The 16,143-nt window shown below is 53.2% G+C and carries 15 protein-coding genes; 8 read left to right on the top strand and 7 right to left on the bottom strand.

The features are described 5' to 3' along the window. The first annotated feature begins 179 nt into the window (after positions 1-179). Positions 180-2,378: a bifunctional diguanylate cyclase/phosphodiesterase gene (locus QQZ17_RS24225; protein ID WP_284554206.1), complete on the top strand. Its 2,199-nt coding sequence runs from the start codon at positions 180-182 to the stop codon at positions 2,376-2,378. 41 nt (positions 2,379-2,419) lie between these two features. Here the strand turns inward: QQZ17_RS24225 and nupC are convergent, their stop codons facing one another. After that, complete coding sequence (gene nupC, locus QQZ17_RS24220; RefSeq protein WP_042317699.1) at positions 2,420-3,622, bottom strand: nucleoside permease NupC; 1,203 nt, start codon at positions 3,620-3,622, stop codon at positions 2,420-2,422. A gap of 198 nt (positions 3,623-3,820) precedes the next feature. Here nupC and QQZ17_RS26530 point away from each other — a divergent pair, with 198 nt between their 5' ends. Further along, a complete protein-coding gene (locus QQZ17_RS26530) occupies positions 3,821-3,985 on the top strand; it encodes a hypothetical protein (protein ID WP_442548505.1) in 165 nt (54 codons plus the stop codon). After that, positions 3,966-5,204, top strand: a complete 1,239-nt coding sequence (locus QQZ17_RS24215) for an Nramp family divalent metal transporter (RefSeq protein ID WP_152403118.1) — start codon at positions 3,966-3,968, stop codon at positions 5,202-5,204. The genes QQZ17_RS26530 and QQZ17_RS24215 overlap by 20 nt, the downstream gene beginning before the upstream one ends. 53 nt (positions 5,205-5,257) lie before the next feature. On the opposite strand, the gene ypeC is transcribed toward QQZ17_RS24215, so the two are convergent. Both ypeC and mgrA read right to left on the bottom strand, forming a co-directional pair. Continuing rightward, positions 5,258-5,584: a DUF2502 domain-containing protein YpeC gene (gene ypeC / locus QQZ17_RS24210; protein ID WP_061074882.1), complete on the bottom strand. Its 327-nt coding sequence runs from the start codon at positions 5,582-5,584 to the stop codon at positions 5,258-5,260. Positions 5,585-5,710: 126 nt separating this feature from the next. Beyond that, the gene (mgrA, locus tag QQZ17_RS24205; RefSeq protein WP_152403120.1) at positions 5,711-6,709 is read right to left on the bottom strand and encodes an L-glyceraldehyde 3-phosphate reductase; all 999 of its coding nucleotides are present in this window, start codon (positions 6,707-6,709) and stop codon (positions 5,711-5,713) included. 181 nt (positions 6,710-6,890) lie between these two features. On the opposite strand from mgrA, the gene QQZ17_RS24200 reads away from it, so the two are divergent. Then, positions 6,891-8,546, top strand: coding sequence for an alpha-keto acid decarboxylase family protein (locus QQZ17_RS24200; RefSeq protein WP_152403122.1), 1,656 nt, complete (start codon positions 6,891-6,893; stop codon positions 8,544-8,546). Here QQZ17_RS24200 and QQZ17_RS24195 read toward each other — a convergent pair whose 3' ends face one another. Beyond that, entirely contained in the window at positions 8,547-9,782 is a 1,236-nt protein-coding gene (locus tag QQZ17_RS24195; protein ID WP_152403124.1) for an ion channel protein, read from the bottom strand. Between the two features lie 204 nt (positions 9,783-9,986). Between QQZ17_RS24195 and glk the strand changes: the two genes are divergently transcribed. The 3 genes from glk to QQZ17_RS24180 all read left to right on the top strand — a co-directional run bounded on the left by glk (position 9,987) and on the right by QQZ17_RS24180 (position 12,078). Further along, entirely contained in the window at positions 9,987-10,952 is a 966-nt protein-coding gene (glk, locus tag QQZ17_RS24190) for a glucokinase (protein WP_284554205.1), read from the top strand. A 70-nt stretch (positions 10,953-11,022) separates the two neighbouring features. Continuing rightward, complete coding sequence (locus QQZ17_RS24185; RefSeq protein ID WP_152403142.1) at positions 11,023-11,400, top strand: RidA family protein; 378 nt, start codon at positions 11,023-11,025, stop codon at positions 11,398-11,400. 138 nt (positions 11,401-11,538) lie between these two features. After that, complete coding sequence (locus tag QQZ17_RS24180; protein WP_152403144.1) at positions 11,539-12,078, top strand: DUF2058 domain-containing protein; 540 nt, start codon at positions 11,539-11,541, stop codon at positions 12,076-12,078. Between the two features lie 7 nt (positions 12,079-12,085). On the opposite strand, the gene QQZ17_RS24175 is transcribed toward QQZ17_RS24180, so the two are convergent. Further along, positions 12,086-12,784, bottom strand: coding sequence for an RluA family pseudouridine synthase (locus tag QQZ17_RS24175; protein ID WP_152403146.1), 699 nt, complete (start codon positions 12,782-12,784; stop codon positions 12,086-12,088). Positions 12,785-12,973: 189 nt separating this feature from the next. Here QQZ17_RS24175 and QQZ17_RS24170 point away from each other — a divergent pair, with 189 nt between their 5' ends. Then, complete coding sequence (locus tag QQZ17_RS24170; RefSeq protein ID WP_152403149.1) at positions 12,974-13,456, top strand: cold-shock protein; 483 nt, start codon at positions 12,974-12,976, stop codon at positions 13,454-13,456. A 36-nt stretch (positions 13,457-13,492) separates the two neighbouring features. On the opposite strand, the gene QQZ17_RS24165 is transcribed toward QQZ17_RS24170, so the two are convergent. Then, a complete protein-coding gene (locus QQZ17_RS24165) occupies positions 13,493-14,227 on the bottom strand; it encodes a LytR/AlgR family response regulator transcription factor (protein ID WP_152403151.1) in 735 nt (244 codons plus the stop codon). 14 nt (positions 14,228-14,241) lie between these two features. Then, entirely contained in the window at positions 14,242-15,939 is a 1,698-nt protein-coding gene (locus tag QQZ17_RS24160) for a sensor histidine kinase (RefSeq protein ID WP_152403153.1), read from the bottom strand. Positions 15,940-16,143: the final 204 nt, after the last annotated feature.

Raw genomic sequence — 16,143 nt, 5'->3', positions numbered from 1 at the left:
TAAAGCGGGGGTTTTTTTATCTCTGCATACCTTCCATTTTTGTAATACAGTTGCTGATAAGCCAGAGTCTTTTCTGCAAATTGTGACATCTGTTTCTGGTGGGCATAGGTTTGCTTCGCGATGCGAATAAACTTATTATTAATGTGATTAATAGTTCGTTCCGTGAGAGCAGTCAATCCATGCCAGTCAAGCGCAACCTGATAAATAATATAAGAATATTCGCTCTTGCGATCGTGCTCTCCATCGCAGCCATCCAGTTTTCGCGTTTGATTTCCCCGCTTGCGATTGTGGATTCCAGTTATATCTATCTTTCGTGGTTGCCGCTGTGCGTCCTGCTGTCGATGATGTTTCTTTTCGGCAGGCGCGGTGTTCTGCCCGTCATGTTAGCGTTGTATATTACTAACCTCTGGAATCTTCATCTGCCGTTTGCCCAGGGGGCAGTACTTCTGTTTTGCCAGATGTTTGTTGTGGTGGGTGTTTGCGCTATTGCTCGCTGGCAATTGGGTTCGCGCTGGCGCTGTGGGCTACCCAATCGCAATATCTGGCGACGCGTCATTTTGTTCGGTTTTATTACCCCTGTGGGCATCAAAATCAGCATGTATCTGGCGGGTCATTATCTCGACTTTCCGGTGGCCGTCTCGACGTTCTTTGGTACTGCAGCCGCTATTTTCACGATTGTCGATATTCTAAGCCTGATCTCCGCGGTGCTAATTTTCACCATGCTTTTTTATTACCCGATGCGGATGATCGTGAGTCCACACTATGCCCGAACATTCTGGCGTAGAGATATCGCCCCCTGTTTCAAGAAGGAAATTCGCTTATTTACCTTGTGCTGGCTCGCTGTCATCGCTGTTTTGCTCATCCTGATGTGCACCCCGTATGACAACGATTACATCGCCGGGTATCTGGTTCCTGTTTTCTTTATCATTTTCACCTCCGGCGTGGGCAAGCTGACTTACCCTTTTTTGAACCTGAGCTGGGCGGTTTCAACGCTGTTCTTGCTGACCTACAACCGCAATTTTTTACAGGGCGTCGGGTCGGAGTATTCGTTGGCCTTCGTCCTGTCGGTATTGGTTTCGTTCAGTATTTGTCTGCTCTATATGATGCGTATCTACCAGCGTAGCGAATGGTTAAATCGTCGTTGGCATCAGCAGGCGCTTACCGATCCTTTAACCCGCTTGCCGAATCTGCGCGCGCTGGAACAGTTCCTGCAAAAAGGGGCCGGGCAGAGCGTCTGCTGTCTGCGCCTGGAGAATATGGAGTTTCTCAGTCGTCATTACGGCATGCTGATGCGCGTGCATAGCAAACGCACGGTGCACCGTATGCTGCAACCGTTGATGCTTGAGGATGAAAAAATCTTCCAGTTGCCCGGCAGTGAATTATTGCTGGTGCTCAATGGGTCGGAGGTGGACGCCCGCCTGCAACATATGCTCGACCTGTTGAACAGTCGTAAAATTTACTGGAACAACACCGGGCTGGACATGGGCTATGGCGCATCCTGGGGACAATGGGACGGTAAGCAGGAGACGTTGCAACCGCTGTTGGGTCAGTTGAGTTGGCTGGCGGAACAATCCTGCGCAAATCACCGGGTGCTGGCACTGACTCACAGCCAGGAAGTGGCGACAGGTCAGACAACCGAACGGGTGCTGCTGCTCAATAAAATACGTAAAGCACTCGATGGTGGCGATCTTCTGCTTTACGCGCAGCCTATCCGCGACGCTCAGGGCAAAGGATACGATGAAATTCTCGCGCGGCTGAAAAGCGATGAAGGCATCATGACCCCGGATCAATTTATCCCGCTAATAGCACAGTTTAACCTCAGCGCCCGCTTTGATCTGCAGGTAGTTGAAGCCTTGCTGAACTGGTTATCGGAGCATCCTTCTACTGAGCCAGGGCCGCTTTTTTCGGTCAATTTAATGCCGCTGACCTTGCTGCAAAAAGAGACGGCGCCGCGCATCATTCGCCTGTTTACCCGTTATGGTATCGCGCCAGAAACGGTGATCATTGAGATAACTGAAGAGCAGGCGTTTTCCAATTCGGAAACCAGCATGCAAAACATCGAACAGTTGCACAGGTTTGGCTTCAGGATTGCGATTGATGATTTTGGAACCGGCTATGCCAATTATGAGCGCCTGAAGCGCCTGCAGGCAGACATCATCAAAATCGATGGCGTGTTCGTAAAAGATATTATGACCGATTCTCTGGATGCGATGATCGTGAAGTCGATAACCGATCTGGCAAAAGCAAAGTCGTTAAGCGTGGTGGCGGAATATGTAGAGACGCCTGCGCAGCGGGAGCTGCTGTTAAGCCTGGGGGTGAACTACCTGCAAGGGTATTTGATTGGACGACCGAGGCCGTTAGGGGAATTACAGGGATAAAAAAACGGGGATGCGCTCCCCGTTTTTATGTCAGTGCTGTCTTACAGAACCAGTGCGGCGATAGATGCCGACAGGACGCTCACCAGCGTAGAGCCGTAAACCAGCTTCAGACCGAAGCGGGACACGACGTTACCTTGCTCTTCGTTCAGGCCTTTAATCGCGCCCGCGATGATACCGATAGAAGAGAAGTTGGCGAAGGAAACCAGGAACACTGAGAGGATACCTTCAGCGCGCGGAGAGAGCGTGGAGGCGATTTTCTGCAGGTCCATCATCGCAACAAATTCGTTGGAAACCAGTTTGGTCGCCATGATGCTGCCCACCTGCAGTGCTTCGCTGGACGGCACACCCATCACCCAGGCAATCGGATAGAAGATGTAGCCCAGGATGCCCTGGAAGGAGATGCTGTAGCCGAACCAGCCGGTCACGGTAGCGAACAGGGCGTTCAGCGCGGCGATCAGGGCGATGAAACCGATCAGCATGGCCGCAACGATAATCGCAACTTTGAAGCCAGCCAGGATGTATTCACCCAGCATTTCGAAGAAGCTCTGGCCTTCGTGCAGGTTGGACATCTGGATGTTTTCTTCGCTGGCGTCAACGCGATACGGGTTGATCAGCGACAGTACGATAAAGGTGCTGAACATGTTCAGAACCAGCGCCGCAACGACGTATTTTGGCTCCAGCATGGTCATGTACGCGCCGACGATAGACATGGAAACGGTGGACATTGCCGTTGCAGCCATGGTGTACATGCGGTTGCGGGACATTTTGCCCAGAATGTCTTTATACGCGATAAAGTTCTCAGACTGGCCAAGGATCAGCGAGCTGACGGCGTTGAAGGATTCCAGTTTGCCCATACCGTTGACTTTGGATAACAGGAAGCCAATAGAACGGATGATAATCGGCAGCACGCGAATATGCTGCAGAATACCGATCAACGCTGAAATGAAGACGATAGGGCACAGGACTTTCAGGAAGAAGAAGGCCAGGCCTTTGTCGTTCATACTGCCAAAGACGAAGTTCGTCCCTTCATTGGCGAATCCGAGCAGTTTTTCAAACATTTCGGAAAAGCCTCTAACGAAGCCGAGGCCGACGTCAGAGTTCAGGAAGAACCACGCCAGTAACACTTCGATAACAAGCAGTTGAACGACATAACGAATGCGAATTTTTTTACGGTCACTGCTTACCAGCAATGCGAGGATCGCAACAACGGCAAGTGCCAGGACAAAATGAAGGACGCGGTCCATATTTGCTCCAAATATGAGGCAGGTTAAATTTCCGTGCACATTCTATGCAACGCGTGCAAAGAAAACGAGATCTAACACACACTATAATCAGGACCTGTGACGAGATTCAAAAATAGTGATCCGGCATACACTTCTGTTATGTCTAATTCGAAAGTAAATAGTTAAGTTATTGTGCTAATATAATAACAATTATTAAACATGCTGCGCGCATTTCCTGTACCCGCACTCGTTATCGTTCCCGCCTGTCAGAGAAATCAAGGTTACCTTTATTACATGCACTTGATAACCATTCTCATCAGGCATAACATAAAACATAGCACAGGCTATGTTTCAGAGGCAGAAAATGACAAACGATCGCGTTGAGAGTAGCAGTGGAAGAGCAGCGCGCAAGTTAAGGCTCACATTAATGGGGCCTGCGTTCGTTGCGGCTATCGGGTATATCGACCCGGGCAACTTCGCGACGAATATTCAGGCCGGTGCCAGCTTTGGTTATCAACTGCTGTGGGTTGTGGTCTGGGCAAACCTGATGGCGATGCTTATCCAGGTCTTGTCAGCCAAACTGGGCATTGCCACGGGTAAGAATCTGGCTGAACAAATTCGCGATCGCTACCCGCGTCCGGTGGTCTGGTTCTATTGGGTACAGGCGGAGATCATCGCGATGGCGACCGATCTTGCTGAATTTATCGGTGCGGCAATAGGATTCAAACTGATCCTCGGCGTTTCGCTATTGCAGGGAGCGGTATTGACCGGGATCGCCACCTTCCTGATCCTGATGCTCCAGCGGCGCGGGCAAAAGCCGCTGGAAAAAGTGATCGGCGGCCTGCTGCTGTTCGTCGCCATGGCCTATATTGTTGAACTGATATTTTCCCAACCCAACTTTGTGCAACTGAGTAAAGGCATGATGATCCCCAGCTTGCCAAACTCTGAAGCGGTGTTTCTGGCTGCCGGGGTGTTGGGCGCAACCATCATGCCGCACGTCATCTACCTACACTCTTCGTTAACGCAACATCTGCACGGCGGTACTCGTCAGCAGCGCTATGCGGCGACAAAATGGGATGTGGCTATCGCCATGACCATTGCGGGGTTCGTCAATCTGGCGATGATGGCGACGGCTGCCGCAGCGTTTCACTTTAGTGGTCATACGGGTATTGCCGATCTGGATCAAGCCTATCTGACGCTGGAGCCGTTATTAAGCCACGCGGCGGCAACGGTATTCGGGCTGAGCCTGGTGGCGGCGGGACTGTCGTCAACGGTGGTGGGAACGCTGGCGGGGCAGGTTGTGATGCAGGGATTTGTCCGCTTTCATATCCCCTTGTGGGTGCGTCGTACCATCACCATGATGCCGTCATTTATCGTTATTCTGATAGGTCTTGACCCGACGCGTATTCTGGTGATGAGCCAGGTGCTGTTAAGCTTCGGTATCGCACTGGCGCTGGTGCCGCTGCTGATTTTTACCAGCGACAGTAAATTGATGGGCGATCTGGTGAACACTCGCTGGGTTAAACAGATTGGTTGGATGATTGTGGTGCTGGTGGTGGCGCTGAATCTGTGGCTACTGGTTGGCACGGCGCTGGGTTTGTAACCGGTAATGAAAAAGCCCGAGGCCTGCGCATCGGGCTTTCAATAAAAATGGAATTAATGACGGTGTCCGTGACCTTTGCCGCGACCCCGGTGGTCGTCGCGATCGCGCCAGCCTTCCCGGTATCCGCGCTCATAAGCATTACGCTTATCCCAGCCACGGTGATAGCCATTGTCATGTCGCCACCAGCGATTTTTACGCCATTCATAATTGCGATGCCAGTAGTCACGGTCACGCCAGTGTCCGCCGTCCCAGTAGTTACCGTAATTATCGCGATCGCCAATTTGTAATTTTATCGATGGCAACAGGGTGATTTCGCCCGCGTTTGCGGCAAGCGGTGTAAAAGCCAGTAAGGCTGCCGCCAGAATCAGTGACCTGAACATTCTTTATCTCCTTCACGATCGAAGCCGTAGTCGGCCTGTTAACGTAATATTACGGGGCCGTAAAGCCCCATTTCATCGCCTTAACTCTTAAATCATGAATGAGAGCACGAATTGCTAAAAATGCAGTTAACGCGTGCTGTTCAGAATGTTGTCGATATCGGCGCACTCCTGGTCGGTGAAATGACGATTGGCCAGCATGCCGACCGCATCTTCAATCTGCGTGGTTTTACTGGCACCAATCAGCACCGAGGTGACGTTATCGTTACGCAGTATCCACGCGAGCGCCATCTGCGACAGTTTTTGCCCACGTTTTTCGGCCAGCGTATTGAGCTGGCGTACGGTTTCCAGTTTCCCGGCGGTGAGCTGATCCGGATTCAGAAAACGGCTTCCGCTCGCGGCTCTGGAGTCAGCCGGGATCCCATTCAGGTAGCGATCGGTGAGTTGTCCTCCTGCCAGCGGTGAAAACGCGATACTTCCCACCCCTTTTTCCTGCAACATCTCCAGCAGTTCGTCCTCTACCCAGCGTTCAAACATCGAATATTTAGGCTGATGAATCAGACACGGTGTGCCCAAATCATTGAGGATATCGATAGCTTCACGGGCGCGGTCGGCAGGGTAATTGGAGAGCCCCACATACAGCGCTTTTCCCTGGCGCACGATGTGGTCCAGTGCTTTCATCGTCTCTTGCAGGGGCGTTTCAGGGTCGGGACGGTGGTGGTAGAAAATATCCACATATTCGAGCCCCATCCGCTTCAGACTTTGGTCAAGGCTGGCAATCAGATATTTGCGGGATCCCCAGTCGCCGTAAGGGCCTTCCCACATGGTATAACCCGCTTTGGTGGAGATTATCAGCTCATCGCGCCACGGCAAAAAATCTTCCTGAAGGAGACGGCCAAAGTTACGTTCCGCTGAACCCGGCGGAGGGCCGTAGTTATTTGCGAGGTCGAAGTGGGTGATCCCCAGATCAAACGCGCGCTGAAGCAGGGCCCGGCTGTTTTCCACCTGGGTGGTATCGCCGAAGTTATGCCACAGGCCAAGCGAGATAGCGGGTAGCTTCAGACCGTTCTGACCGCAGCGGCGAAATGCCATCCTCTGATAGCGATTTTCATCAGGCTGGTAAACCATTTTCTTCCCTCGCAGTGAATTCAGCTCTCAAGTGTATACGTTTACACTCATCATTTTTCAATGACATTTTCACCCCGGCCACTGTAAATTCTGCTTTCCACCCTCATCGCCGCCGCTTTCTGGACAGCCCCGACGCTTCTTCAATACTCAACATGAGGTTACCGTCAGAAGGAAAGCTGTCATGCAAACCCCTTATACCGTTGCGGATTACCTGCTCGACAGAATTGCCGGGTGCGGCATCGGGCATCTGTTTGGCGTACCGGGCGATTACAATTTGCAGTTTCTTGACCATGTGATCGATCATCCGCACGTGCGCTGGGTCGGGTGCGCAAACGAGCTTAATGCCGCCTATGCGGCGGACGGTTACGCACGGGTCGCTGGAGCAGGCGCGTTGCTGACCACGTTCGGCGTGGGTGAACTCAGTGCGATGAATGGCCTGGCGGGCAGCTATGCGGAATATGTCCCCGTTTTGCATATTGTTGGCGCCCCGTGTAGCGGCGCGCAGCGTCGGGGCGAACTGATGCACCACACGCTGGGCGACGGCGATTTCCAGCACTTCTACCGTATGAGCCAGTCCCTCTGTGCTGCCAGTGCGCTGCTGGATGAGCCAAACGCCTGTTACGAGATTGACCGCGTCCTGTGCGCGATGTTGACCGCCCATCGCCCGGGTTACCTGATGCTGCCTGCTGATGTAGCAAAACGTCCCGCATTGCCTCCCTCGGCGGAGCTGGCTCTCTCTGGGCCGGAATGGCAGGAGAACGTGGTGACGGCATTTCGCTACCATGCACGACAAATGCTGATCAACAGTCCACGCGTTGCGCTGCTGGCAGATTTTCTCGCCCATCGCTTTGGTCTACAACCGGTCCTGCAACGCTGGATGGTTGAGACGCCCATGGCCCACGCCACGCTGTTGATGGGGAAGGGGCTTTTCGACGAACAGCAACCGGGGTTTGTCGGCACTTACAGCGCGGGGGCCAGCAGTGACGATGTCCGTCAGGCGATAGAACAGGTGGATACCACGATTTGTGTGGGAACCCGATTCGTCGATACGCTGACTGCCGGTTTTACCCAGCAACTGGCGCTGGAACGTACCATTGAGGTTCAGCCGCAGGCATCGCGGGTGGGAGGAACCTGGTTCAGTGGTCTGTCTATGGAACAGGCGGTCACCACGTTGCGTGAGCTGTGTCTGGAGCTCTCTTTTGCGCCGCCGTCCGCTAAATCTGCGGCCGTGCAGCCGCACATCGAAAGAGGGGCGCTGACCCAGGAGAATTTCTGGCATACCGTGCAGCAGGCGCTGGTACCCGGCGATCTGATCCTCGCCGATCAGGGAACGGCGGCGTTTGGGGCCGCGTCTTTGTCGCTGCCTACGGGGGCGGAACTGATAGTACAACCGCTCTGGGGTTCGATAGGCTACTCGCTGCCCGCAGCGTTTGGCGCACAAACGGCGGCACCTGGACGTCGGGTTATTCTGATAACCGGCGACGGCGCAGCGCAACTGACGATCCAGGAAATAGGCTCCATGCTGCGTGACGGGCACACGCCGGTGATTCTGGTGCTCAATAACGACGGGTATACCGTTGAGCGAGCGATCCACGGGGAGAAACAGCGGTACAACGATATTGCTTCCTGGAACTGGACGCAGATCCCACGGGCATTCAGCCTTGCGGATCAGGCTGAATGCTGGCGGGTGACTCAGGCCATCCAACTCGAGGAGGTACTGGCCCGGCTGGAGCATCCACAGCGGCTCTCGCTAATTGAAGTTGTGCTACCGAAAGCCGACTTACCCACGCTGCTACGCAAGGTCACCCAGGCGCTGGAATCGCGTAACAGCGGATGACTATTTATCTTCCCGGTTGGCGACCATCATCGGCTTGCCCGCCAGTAACAGCCAGGCCGGAAGCATGACAATACACAGTAGCGGCAGCAGGGTGGTGTCCGGCACCACCACTGCGGCCATAAACAGGCTGAGCCAGCCGTCACGGGTGACGACCAGCACCAGTCCCAGAATCGCGCAGGAGACGGTAATGGCCGCCGGAACGGCTTCAACGTGGGCATGCAACATCAGCCCTAACGCTACGCCAATAAATACCGCCGGGAAGATTCGCCCTCCGCGAAAACCGCTGGCCGCCGCAATGACCAGCGCGGCGAGTTTAATCACCGCTAACATGAAGAAATCCGTTGCGCCGAGCGTCTGGCTGAACGCCATTTGCTGCATTTCATCCAGACCTTTAAACAACGTTAGCGGTCCTCCCACCACGCCGAGTATCCCTAAAAGGAAGCCGCCGACGCCAAGGAGCACCACCGGGTTCTTCAGGCGATGCAGTAAAGCGTGCAACCGGGGTAAGCACCAGACCGCCACCATCCCCGCCGCAATAGCAATCGCCGCCACCACGGCTCCGGAGAAAATGTCCACAATGCGCATCTGGGTGTAGTGGGCGATAGGGAGCGAGAAATGCGGATGAAAGAACAGGCTGGTGGTCAGCGAACCTGCCGCCGCCGCCATTAACGGCGCAAAGAGCCGATCCCATAAAGGGGTGTCATTAGAGCCGCTCAGGGTTTGCGAGAAAATCAATGCGGCGGCGACCGGTGTGCCAAACAGGGCGCCGATGGTGCCAGCAGAGGCCAGAATGGTCCAGTCGAGTGCGCCAATCCGCGGGAATAGCCGACGACCCAGGGCAACGGCTAACGCGATGTTAACAGCCATAATCGGATGCTCGGGACCGAGGCTGACCCCACCCGCCAGACCCAACACCAGCGCGATGATCAAGCCTGGCAACGCGGCAGGAGAAATCGGCGCGCCAATAAGCGGTTCAGTGGCCGGATCCGGACCGGCATGTCCGGTGCTGTAGCGAATCACCAGACCGACCATAACCCCGGTTAACGTCAGGGTGAGCATGATCCAGAGGGGAGAATCGGCAGCGATCCCCAGACTGCCCGGCAGACGTTGCCAGAGTATGCTCTGCAAGATGGACGCAAACTTCATGACCACAATCAGGACTAAACTGGATGCGACCCCCAGGATCAACGCGGGAAGCGACAATAACAACATGGTTCTGGCTCGCGGATGGAGCATGTTTTTTTCCTTAATGCCGTGTCTTGCGCTCAGTTTGCCGCGTCAGCCGGATGGCATCGCTGCAAATGGTGCTGAAACGATAAAGTTATTGTGTGACCTGGATCGATATTTTCAGGGGACTCGCTTTTCTGACATTGTTGTTATGCCCCCGTATATTTACAGTGTGGCAAAGACTTATTTTGACTTTAGCGGAGCAGTAGAAGAATGACAAAGTATGCTTTAGTAGGTGATGTCGGCGGCACCAACGCCCGTCTTGCTCTGTGTGATATCGACAGCGGTGAGATCTCGCAGGCCAAAACCTATTCCGGTCTGGACTATCCCAGCCTGGAAGCTGTTGTGCGAGTTTACCTCGATGAGCACAAGGTTAACGTGAACGCTGGCTGTATCGCGATTGCCTGCCCGATTACGGGGGACTGGGTCGCGATGACCAACCATACCTGGGCATTTTCTATTGCGAAGATGAAAAAGAATCTTGGTTTTAGCCATCTGGAAATCATTAATGATTTCACCGCGGTGTCGATGGCGATCCCGATGCTGAAAAAAGAGCATCTGATCCAGTTTGGCGGCGCGGAACCGGTTGAGGGTAAACCTATCGCGGTTTATGGTGCGGGCACCGGTCTGGGAGTATCGCATCTGGTCCATGTCGATAAGCGTTGGGTCAGCCTGCCGGGCGAGGGCGGTCACGTAGATTTCGCGCCGAACAGTGAAGAAGAGGCGATCATCCTGGAGGTACTGCGTGCCGAGATTGGTCATGTTTCTGCGGAACGCGTACTGTCCGGTCCAGGGCTGGTGAACTTGTACCGCGCCATCGTCAAATCCGACGGACGTCTGCCGGAAAATTTGCAGCCAAAAGATATTACCGAACGCGCCCTGGCCGACAGTTGCACTGACTGTCGCCGCGCGCTGTCGCTGTTTTGTGTGATCATGGGACGTTTCGGCGGCGATCTGGCGCTAACGTTAGGCACCTTTGGCGGCGTCTACATCGCCGGTGGCATCGTGCCGCGTTTCCTGGAATTCTTCAAAGCGTCGGGCTTCCGTGGTGGTTTTGAAGATAAAGGTCGTTTTAAGGCCTACGTGCAGGATATTCCGGTGTATCTGATCGTTCACGATAATCCTGGCCTGCTTGGCTCTGGCGCGCATTTGCGCCAGACGTTAGGTCAGATCCTATAAGCCACGTTAAACAGACAAACCGCGTACCTCACGCGGTTTTTTTCACCCATTTGATTAAGGAACCGACAGAATGAAAACGGTAGAACGCAAAAACTACCCTGAATTAGGTGACGTTAACGCGCCTTACGTTCATGCGGTGAAATACAATGGGACGCTCTATATTTCGGGGCTGACCGCCTTTGGCACGCCGGCTCAGCGCGGTGGTATCGCAGAACAGGCGGAAGAGATATTTGCTCAGATAAAGAAAGTGACCGCCGCAGAAGGCATCGATTTTTCCGCGCTGATAAAAGTGACTATTTTCATTACCTCATTTGATGAAATTAACACGTTGCGCGAGGTCCTTTACCGGCACTACGGTGAATATCTGCCTGCCAGTTCCCTCGTTGAAGTCAGCCGTCTTTTTGCACCCGATCTCAGAATCGAAATTGAGACAGTGTTCGCACTCTGATTCAGGGTTTATGGCTGAACAGCATTCGTAGTCCTGGTCCGATCATGACGATACCGGTGAAACGTGTCTGCCAACTGGTATCGCCTCAAATATTGCAGGTATAATTCCACCTATCATTCACCAGACTCAGAAGCAAAGATGACGAAACTTACCTTACAAGAGCAGATGCTCAAAGCGGGTTTAGTAACCAGCAAAAAGATGGCGAAAGTCCAGAGAACGGCTAAAAAATCACGCGTGCAGGCTCGTGAGGCAAGAGAGGCGGTCGAAGAAAATAAAAAGGCGCAGCTTGAGCGTGACAAACAGCTCAGCGAGCAGCAAAAACAGGCGACGCTGGCGAAAGAGTTTAAAGCCCAGGTGAAGCAACTGATTGAAATGAACCGGATCACTGTCGCAAAAGGCGACATTGGCTTTAACTTCACCGATAACAATCTCATCAAAAAAATCGAAGTGGATAAGCTAACTCAGGCGCAGTTGATCAACGGACGTCTGGCCATTGCGCGTCTGGCTACCGATAACAGCGACGAGAGCGAATACGCGATTATCCCGGCCAGCGTCGCCGATAAAATTGCGCAGCGCGATGCAAACAGCATCGTATTACACAGCGCGCTGAGTCAGGAAGAGCAGGATGAAGACGATCCGTATGCTGATTTTAAAGTGCCTGATGATTTGATGTGGTAAGACGCATTCAGAACGGCGCGGGGTGATGAGCATTGATGTGCTCCCCGCTGACGGGGTGAACAAAGCGCAGTTCGCTGGCGTGAAGCATCAGACGCGAAGCCTGTTCTGTACCGGGCTGCAGGCGGCCGCCATACAGGTCGCAGCCCAGAATGGGGTGCCCCACTCGCTGGCAGTGAATGCGTAGCTGATGCGTGCGTCCGGTCTCCGGCGTGAGTTGGACCCGCGTCAACGGCATCATGGTCCCATCGGCCAGTTGCCGGACAACGCGCTCAACGACCTGATAGCGAGACCGCGCGGGTTTGCCCTTGAGCGGGCAAATCGTCATCCGCGGGAACAGGGCTGGATCTTTGGCAATCGGTGCGTCGATCGTCCCCTCGTCAGCGTCCAGATGTCCGCAGAGCAGCGCGCTGTAGACTTTACTGACGGTGCGCTGGCTGAACTGGTGGCAGAGGGCGGCATTGATCGCCTTATTACGCGCCACCACCATCAGTCCGGACGTACCGAAATCCAGGCGGTGAACCAGCGTGCAGCCAGGAAATTGCTGAACCAGTCGATAGTGTACCGAATCGAGATTTTGCGGATGCTTTCCTGAAAGACTGAGCAGCCCAGCGGGTTTGTTGATCAACACCAGGTGATCGTCCTGATAGAGCGTCTCTATCTCGTCGTCGCACGGTGGGGCAATAAAGGTATCAATAATCGTAGACATCAGGCTGCCCGGCGGGAAAGTGGGTGCGGATGATAACCCATTTTCTGCTGACCGGCGAATGACGGCGACTTCACTTTCCCTCGCATCCCTGAAATTTATCATCCAGACTTAACCCAAAGACGTGGTCTGCGCAGGCATTGTGCTTTACACTGCGCGCTGCAAAAAATTGAGTAGATTAACCAGACGGTAATGGCGATGAACGGAACAATCACAACGTGGTTTAAAGATAAAGGTTTTGGATTTATCAAAGATGAGAACGGCGATAACCGCTATTTTCATGTGATTAAGGTTGCCAACCCTGAGCTGATTAAGAAAGATGCGGCGGTAACCTTTGAGCCAACGACCAATAACAAAGGTCTTTCCGCGTATGCGGTGAAGGTCGTGCCGGACAGCAAATATATCTATATCGCGGGCGAGCGGCTAAAGCTCACCTCGATTAAGTCATTCGTGGTGTTCAGCGAAGAAGTCCCGGCCGATACGCCGATTGATAAAGAAAATGCGGTGCTCTCTGTTGGACTGCTGATGAGCAGCATCAGACCGAAAACCGCGGAAAAAGCGGGTGAAATGCGCACGGTGAAAAAACTGGCGATCACCACCTTCCAGGGCACGACGCTGATCTTCTCGGAAGATGAGATTGATATCGAGTCCACGGTCAAAATGCTCAAAGTTTGATTTCTGCGCTGCCTGTCGACAGCACAGCGCAGTCCACTATAAATGCATTAGCTGGCGGAACTCTTTTACCTTGCTGCGGCTTACGGGAATCTCAAATTCCAGATCCTTGAGCCGCAGAATATAAGTATTGTTAAACCACGGCTCAATCTCGCGGATCTTGTTCAGGTTGACGCAGAACGAGCGGTGGCAGCGGAAAAAATGCGAGGGTGGCAGTTTGTTGCAGAACTCGGTGATATTGATGGGCATCACGTACGACTCCCGCCGCGTATAGACAAACGTCATTTTCTCATGTGCTTCGGCGTAATAAATATCGTTGATCGGCGTGACGATAATCCGCTCATCTTTGATCAGGTTGATGGTGTCGTTTTCACGCGTAACCGGCCCAACCGCTGCGGCGCCGGACTGTTGCTGTTGCCAGGCTGTCTCCAGCTTTTGCAGCATCCCGACGATCCGTGATTCCTGATACGGCTTGAGAATATAGTCAAACGCTTCCAGCTCAAACGCTTCAACCGCATGTTCTTTCCACGCGGTAATAAACACAATAAACGGCTTATGGGCGAACTGACTGATATTTTGCGCCAGCAGAACGCCGTCCAGAGACGGAATATTGATATCAAGAAAAATGGCGTCGACGCGGTGATGCTGCAAAAACTTCAGCACATCCAGACCGTCGTCAAACGTGCCGACAATCTCCATCTGGCTGTGTTCTTTAATCAGCCAACTGAGTTCCTGTTGGGCAAGGAATTCATCTTCAACGATGATGACTTTCACAGTGTTACTCCGGCTTAAAGCAATAACGTGGCGGGCGTCGCGGTCGCGGTGTGCTGGTTCGGCACATAAAAGGCGATTTCGGTACCTGGCTCCAGGCGGCGAATATGCAGACCTTCACCGTATAACAGCTTAACGCGATGATGGACATTAAGCAGACCAATTTTATTGCCCGGCATTTCGTTGGATTCCACACGCTCAATCACTTTTGGATCGATACCGTGGCCGGTGTCTCTTACGGCAATGCGCACCCGGTTACCACACTCGGCGACGCTAATCGTCACCACGCCTTTCCCTTTACAGGGCTGAATGCCATGGACAATGGCGTTCTCGACTAACGGTTGTATCAGCAGGCTGGGGATGGAGCAGTTGACCTCTTCATCAATATCATAAATCACGGTCAGCTTGTCACCAAAACGGGCCTGTTCAATGGCAATGTAATCCTTGATTTGGTACAGCTCTTTTTTGATGTCGATTTGCTCGTCATCCTTTAACTCAATGTTATAGCGCAGGTAACGCGACAAATTAAAAATGAGCTGACGGGCCGTGTCCGGATTAAGCCGAATCGATGACGAAATCGCGTTCAGGGCGTTAAACAGGAAATGAGGATTAATTTTACTTTGCAGCGCGCGTAGCTCTGCCTTATTTGCCATCTCCCGCAATTGCTCGGTGCGGGACACCTCGAGCTGGGTCGAGATAATTTGCGACAGACCTATTGCCATCTCCTGCAATGACGAGGTGATCTGATGGGCGTGGCAGTAATAAATTTTCAGCGTGCCGGTCACGACGCCTTTTTCCCATAATGGAATGACCAGCATGGAGTGAATTTCTGGCGTGCGGTGTGCTTCATCATTGTTTTTAATAATGATTTCACCGTGATTGATCGCCTGCTGGGTGGTCGGGCTGACGAAGTCATCGTGATTGCGGTAGTTGGCTTCTCCGACACCGACGTAGGCCAGCACGTGCTGGGTATTGGTAATTGCCACCGCATCGGCGTGGATATCGTGACGAATAATTTCGCAGATCTGGCGCAGCGATTCACTGTTGACCTGGCGAAACAAGGGCAGGGTTTTATTGGCGATATCCAGTGCCAGCTTGGCCTGCCGCGCGGCGCTCGCTTCCTTCTCACCCTCAACGCTCTGTACCAGCAGCACGATAAACCCGATACAGACGCTGCCGAGGATCATCGGAATACCGATTTTCGAGACGATATCCAGCCCCAGTTCGGTGGTTGGCGCCCAGAGGACAACCAGGATCATCGTCAGCGTTTCACAAAGCATGCCGCCTAAAATCCCGGCGCGCCAGTGTTGGGCTTTGGGGATCTTACGGTTAATCCAGCCGGCAAGACACCCCGCCAGAATACTGGTGATAAAGCAGGGGATCGCCGTCACGCCACCAATGTCGATCAGATAGCGGTGCGTCCCGGCAATCACCCCCGTAATAATACCTACCCACGGACCAAACAGGATCCCGCCTGACATCACGGCAATAATACGCACGTTCACCAGTGAACCTTCTACCGGCACGCCGGACCAGGTACTGAACAATGCGAACATCGAAAAAATGGCGGTAACGGCGAGCAGTTCTTTTGGCGTATGGGCAGACTTATGCAGCAGCTCGCGAAACAGGCGGATGCGGATGAGAAAGAACAGACAGAATAGCATCAGCGCAGCCCGGTCAAAGACGGCCAGCAGCATGGTAAATATTTCGTGCACGGGGGGACTCTTGCCAAAGGGTTAAAGGACTATGATAGGTAACCGCAGGGCGGATGACCAGCCTGCTGAGATCGGGTGGCTAATGAGGAAAAACCTCAATTTTAAAAGGGGATTGATGAATGATTGGTGTATTTACAATACATCTCATAAAACGCGGGCTTTCATGGTTACTACCATAACAACAGAGTGTTATAAAAACGTAAC

It is taken from the genome of Citrobacter sp. T1.2D-1 (genome assembly GCF_950098555.1).
Lineage (GTDB): Bacteria > Pseudomonadota > Gammaproteobacteria > Enterobacterales > Enterobacteriaceae > Citrobacter_A > Citrobacter_A telavivensis.
The sequence above is the reverse complement of the archived record's forward strand: the minus strand, read 5'-3'. Positions and strand labels throughout refer to the sequence as shown.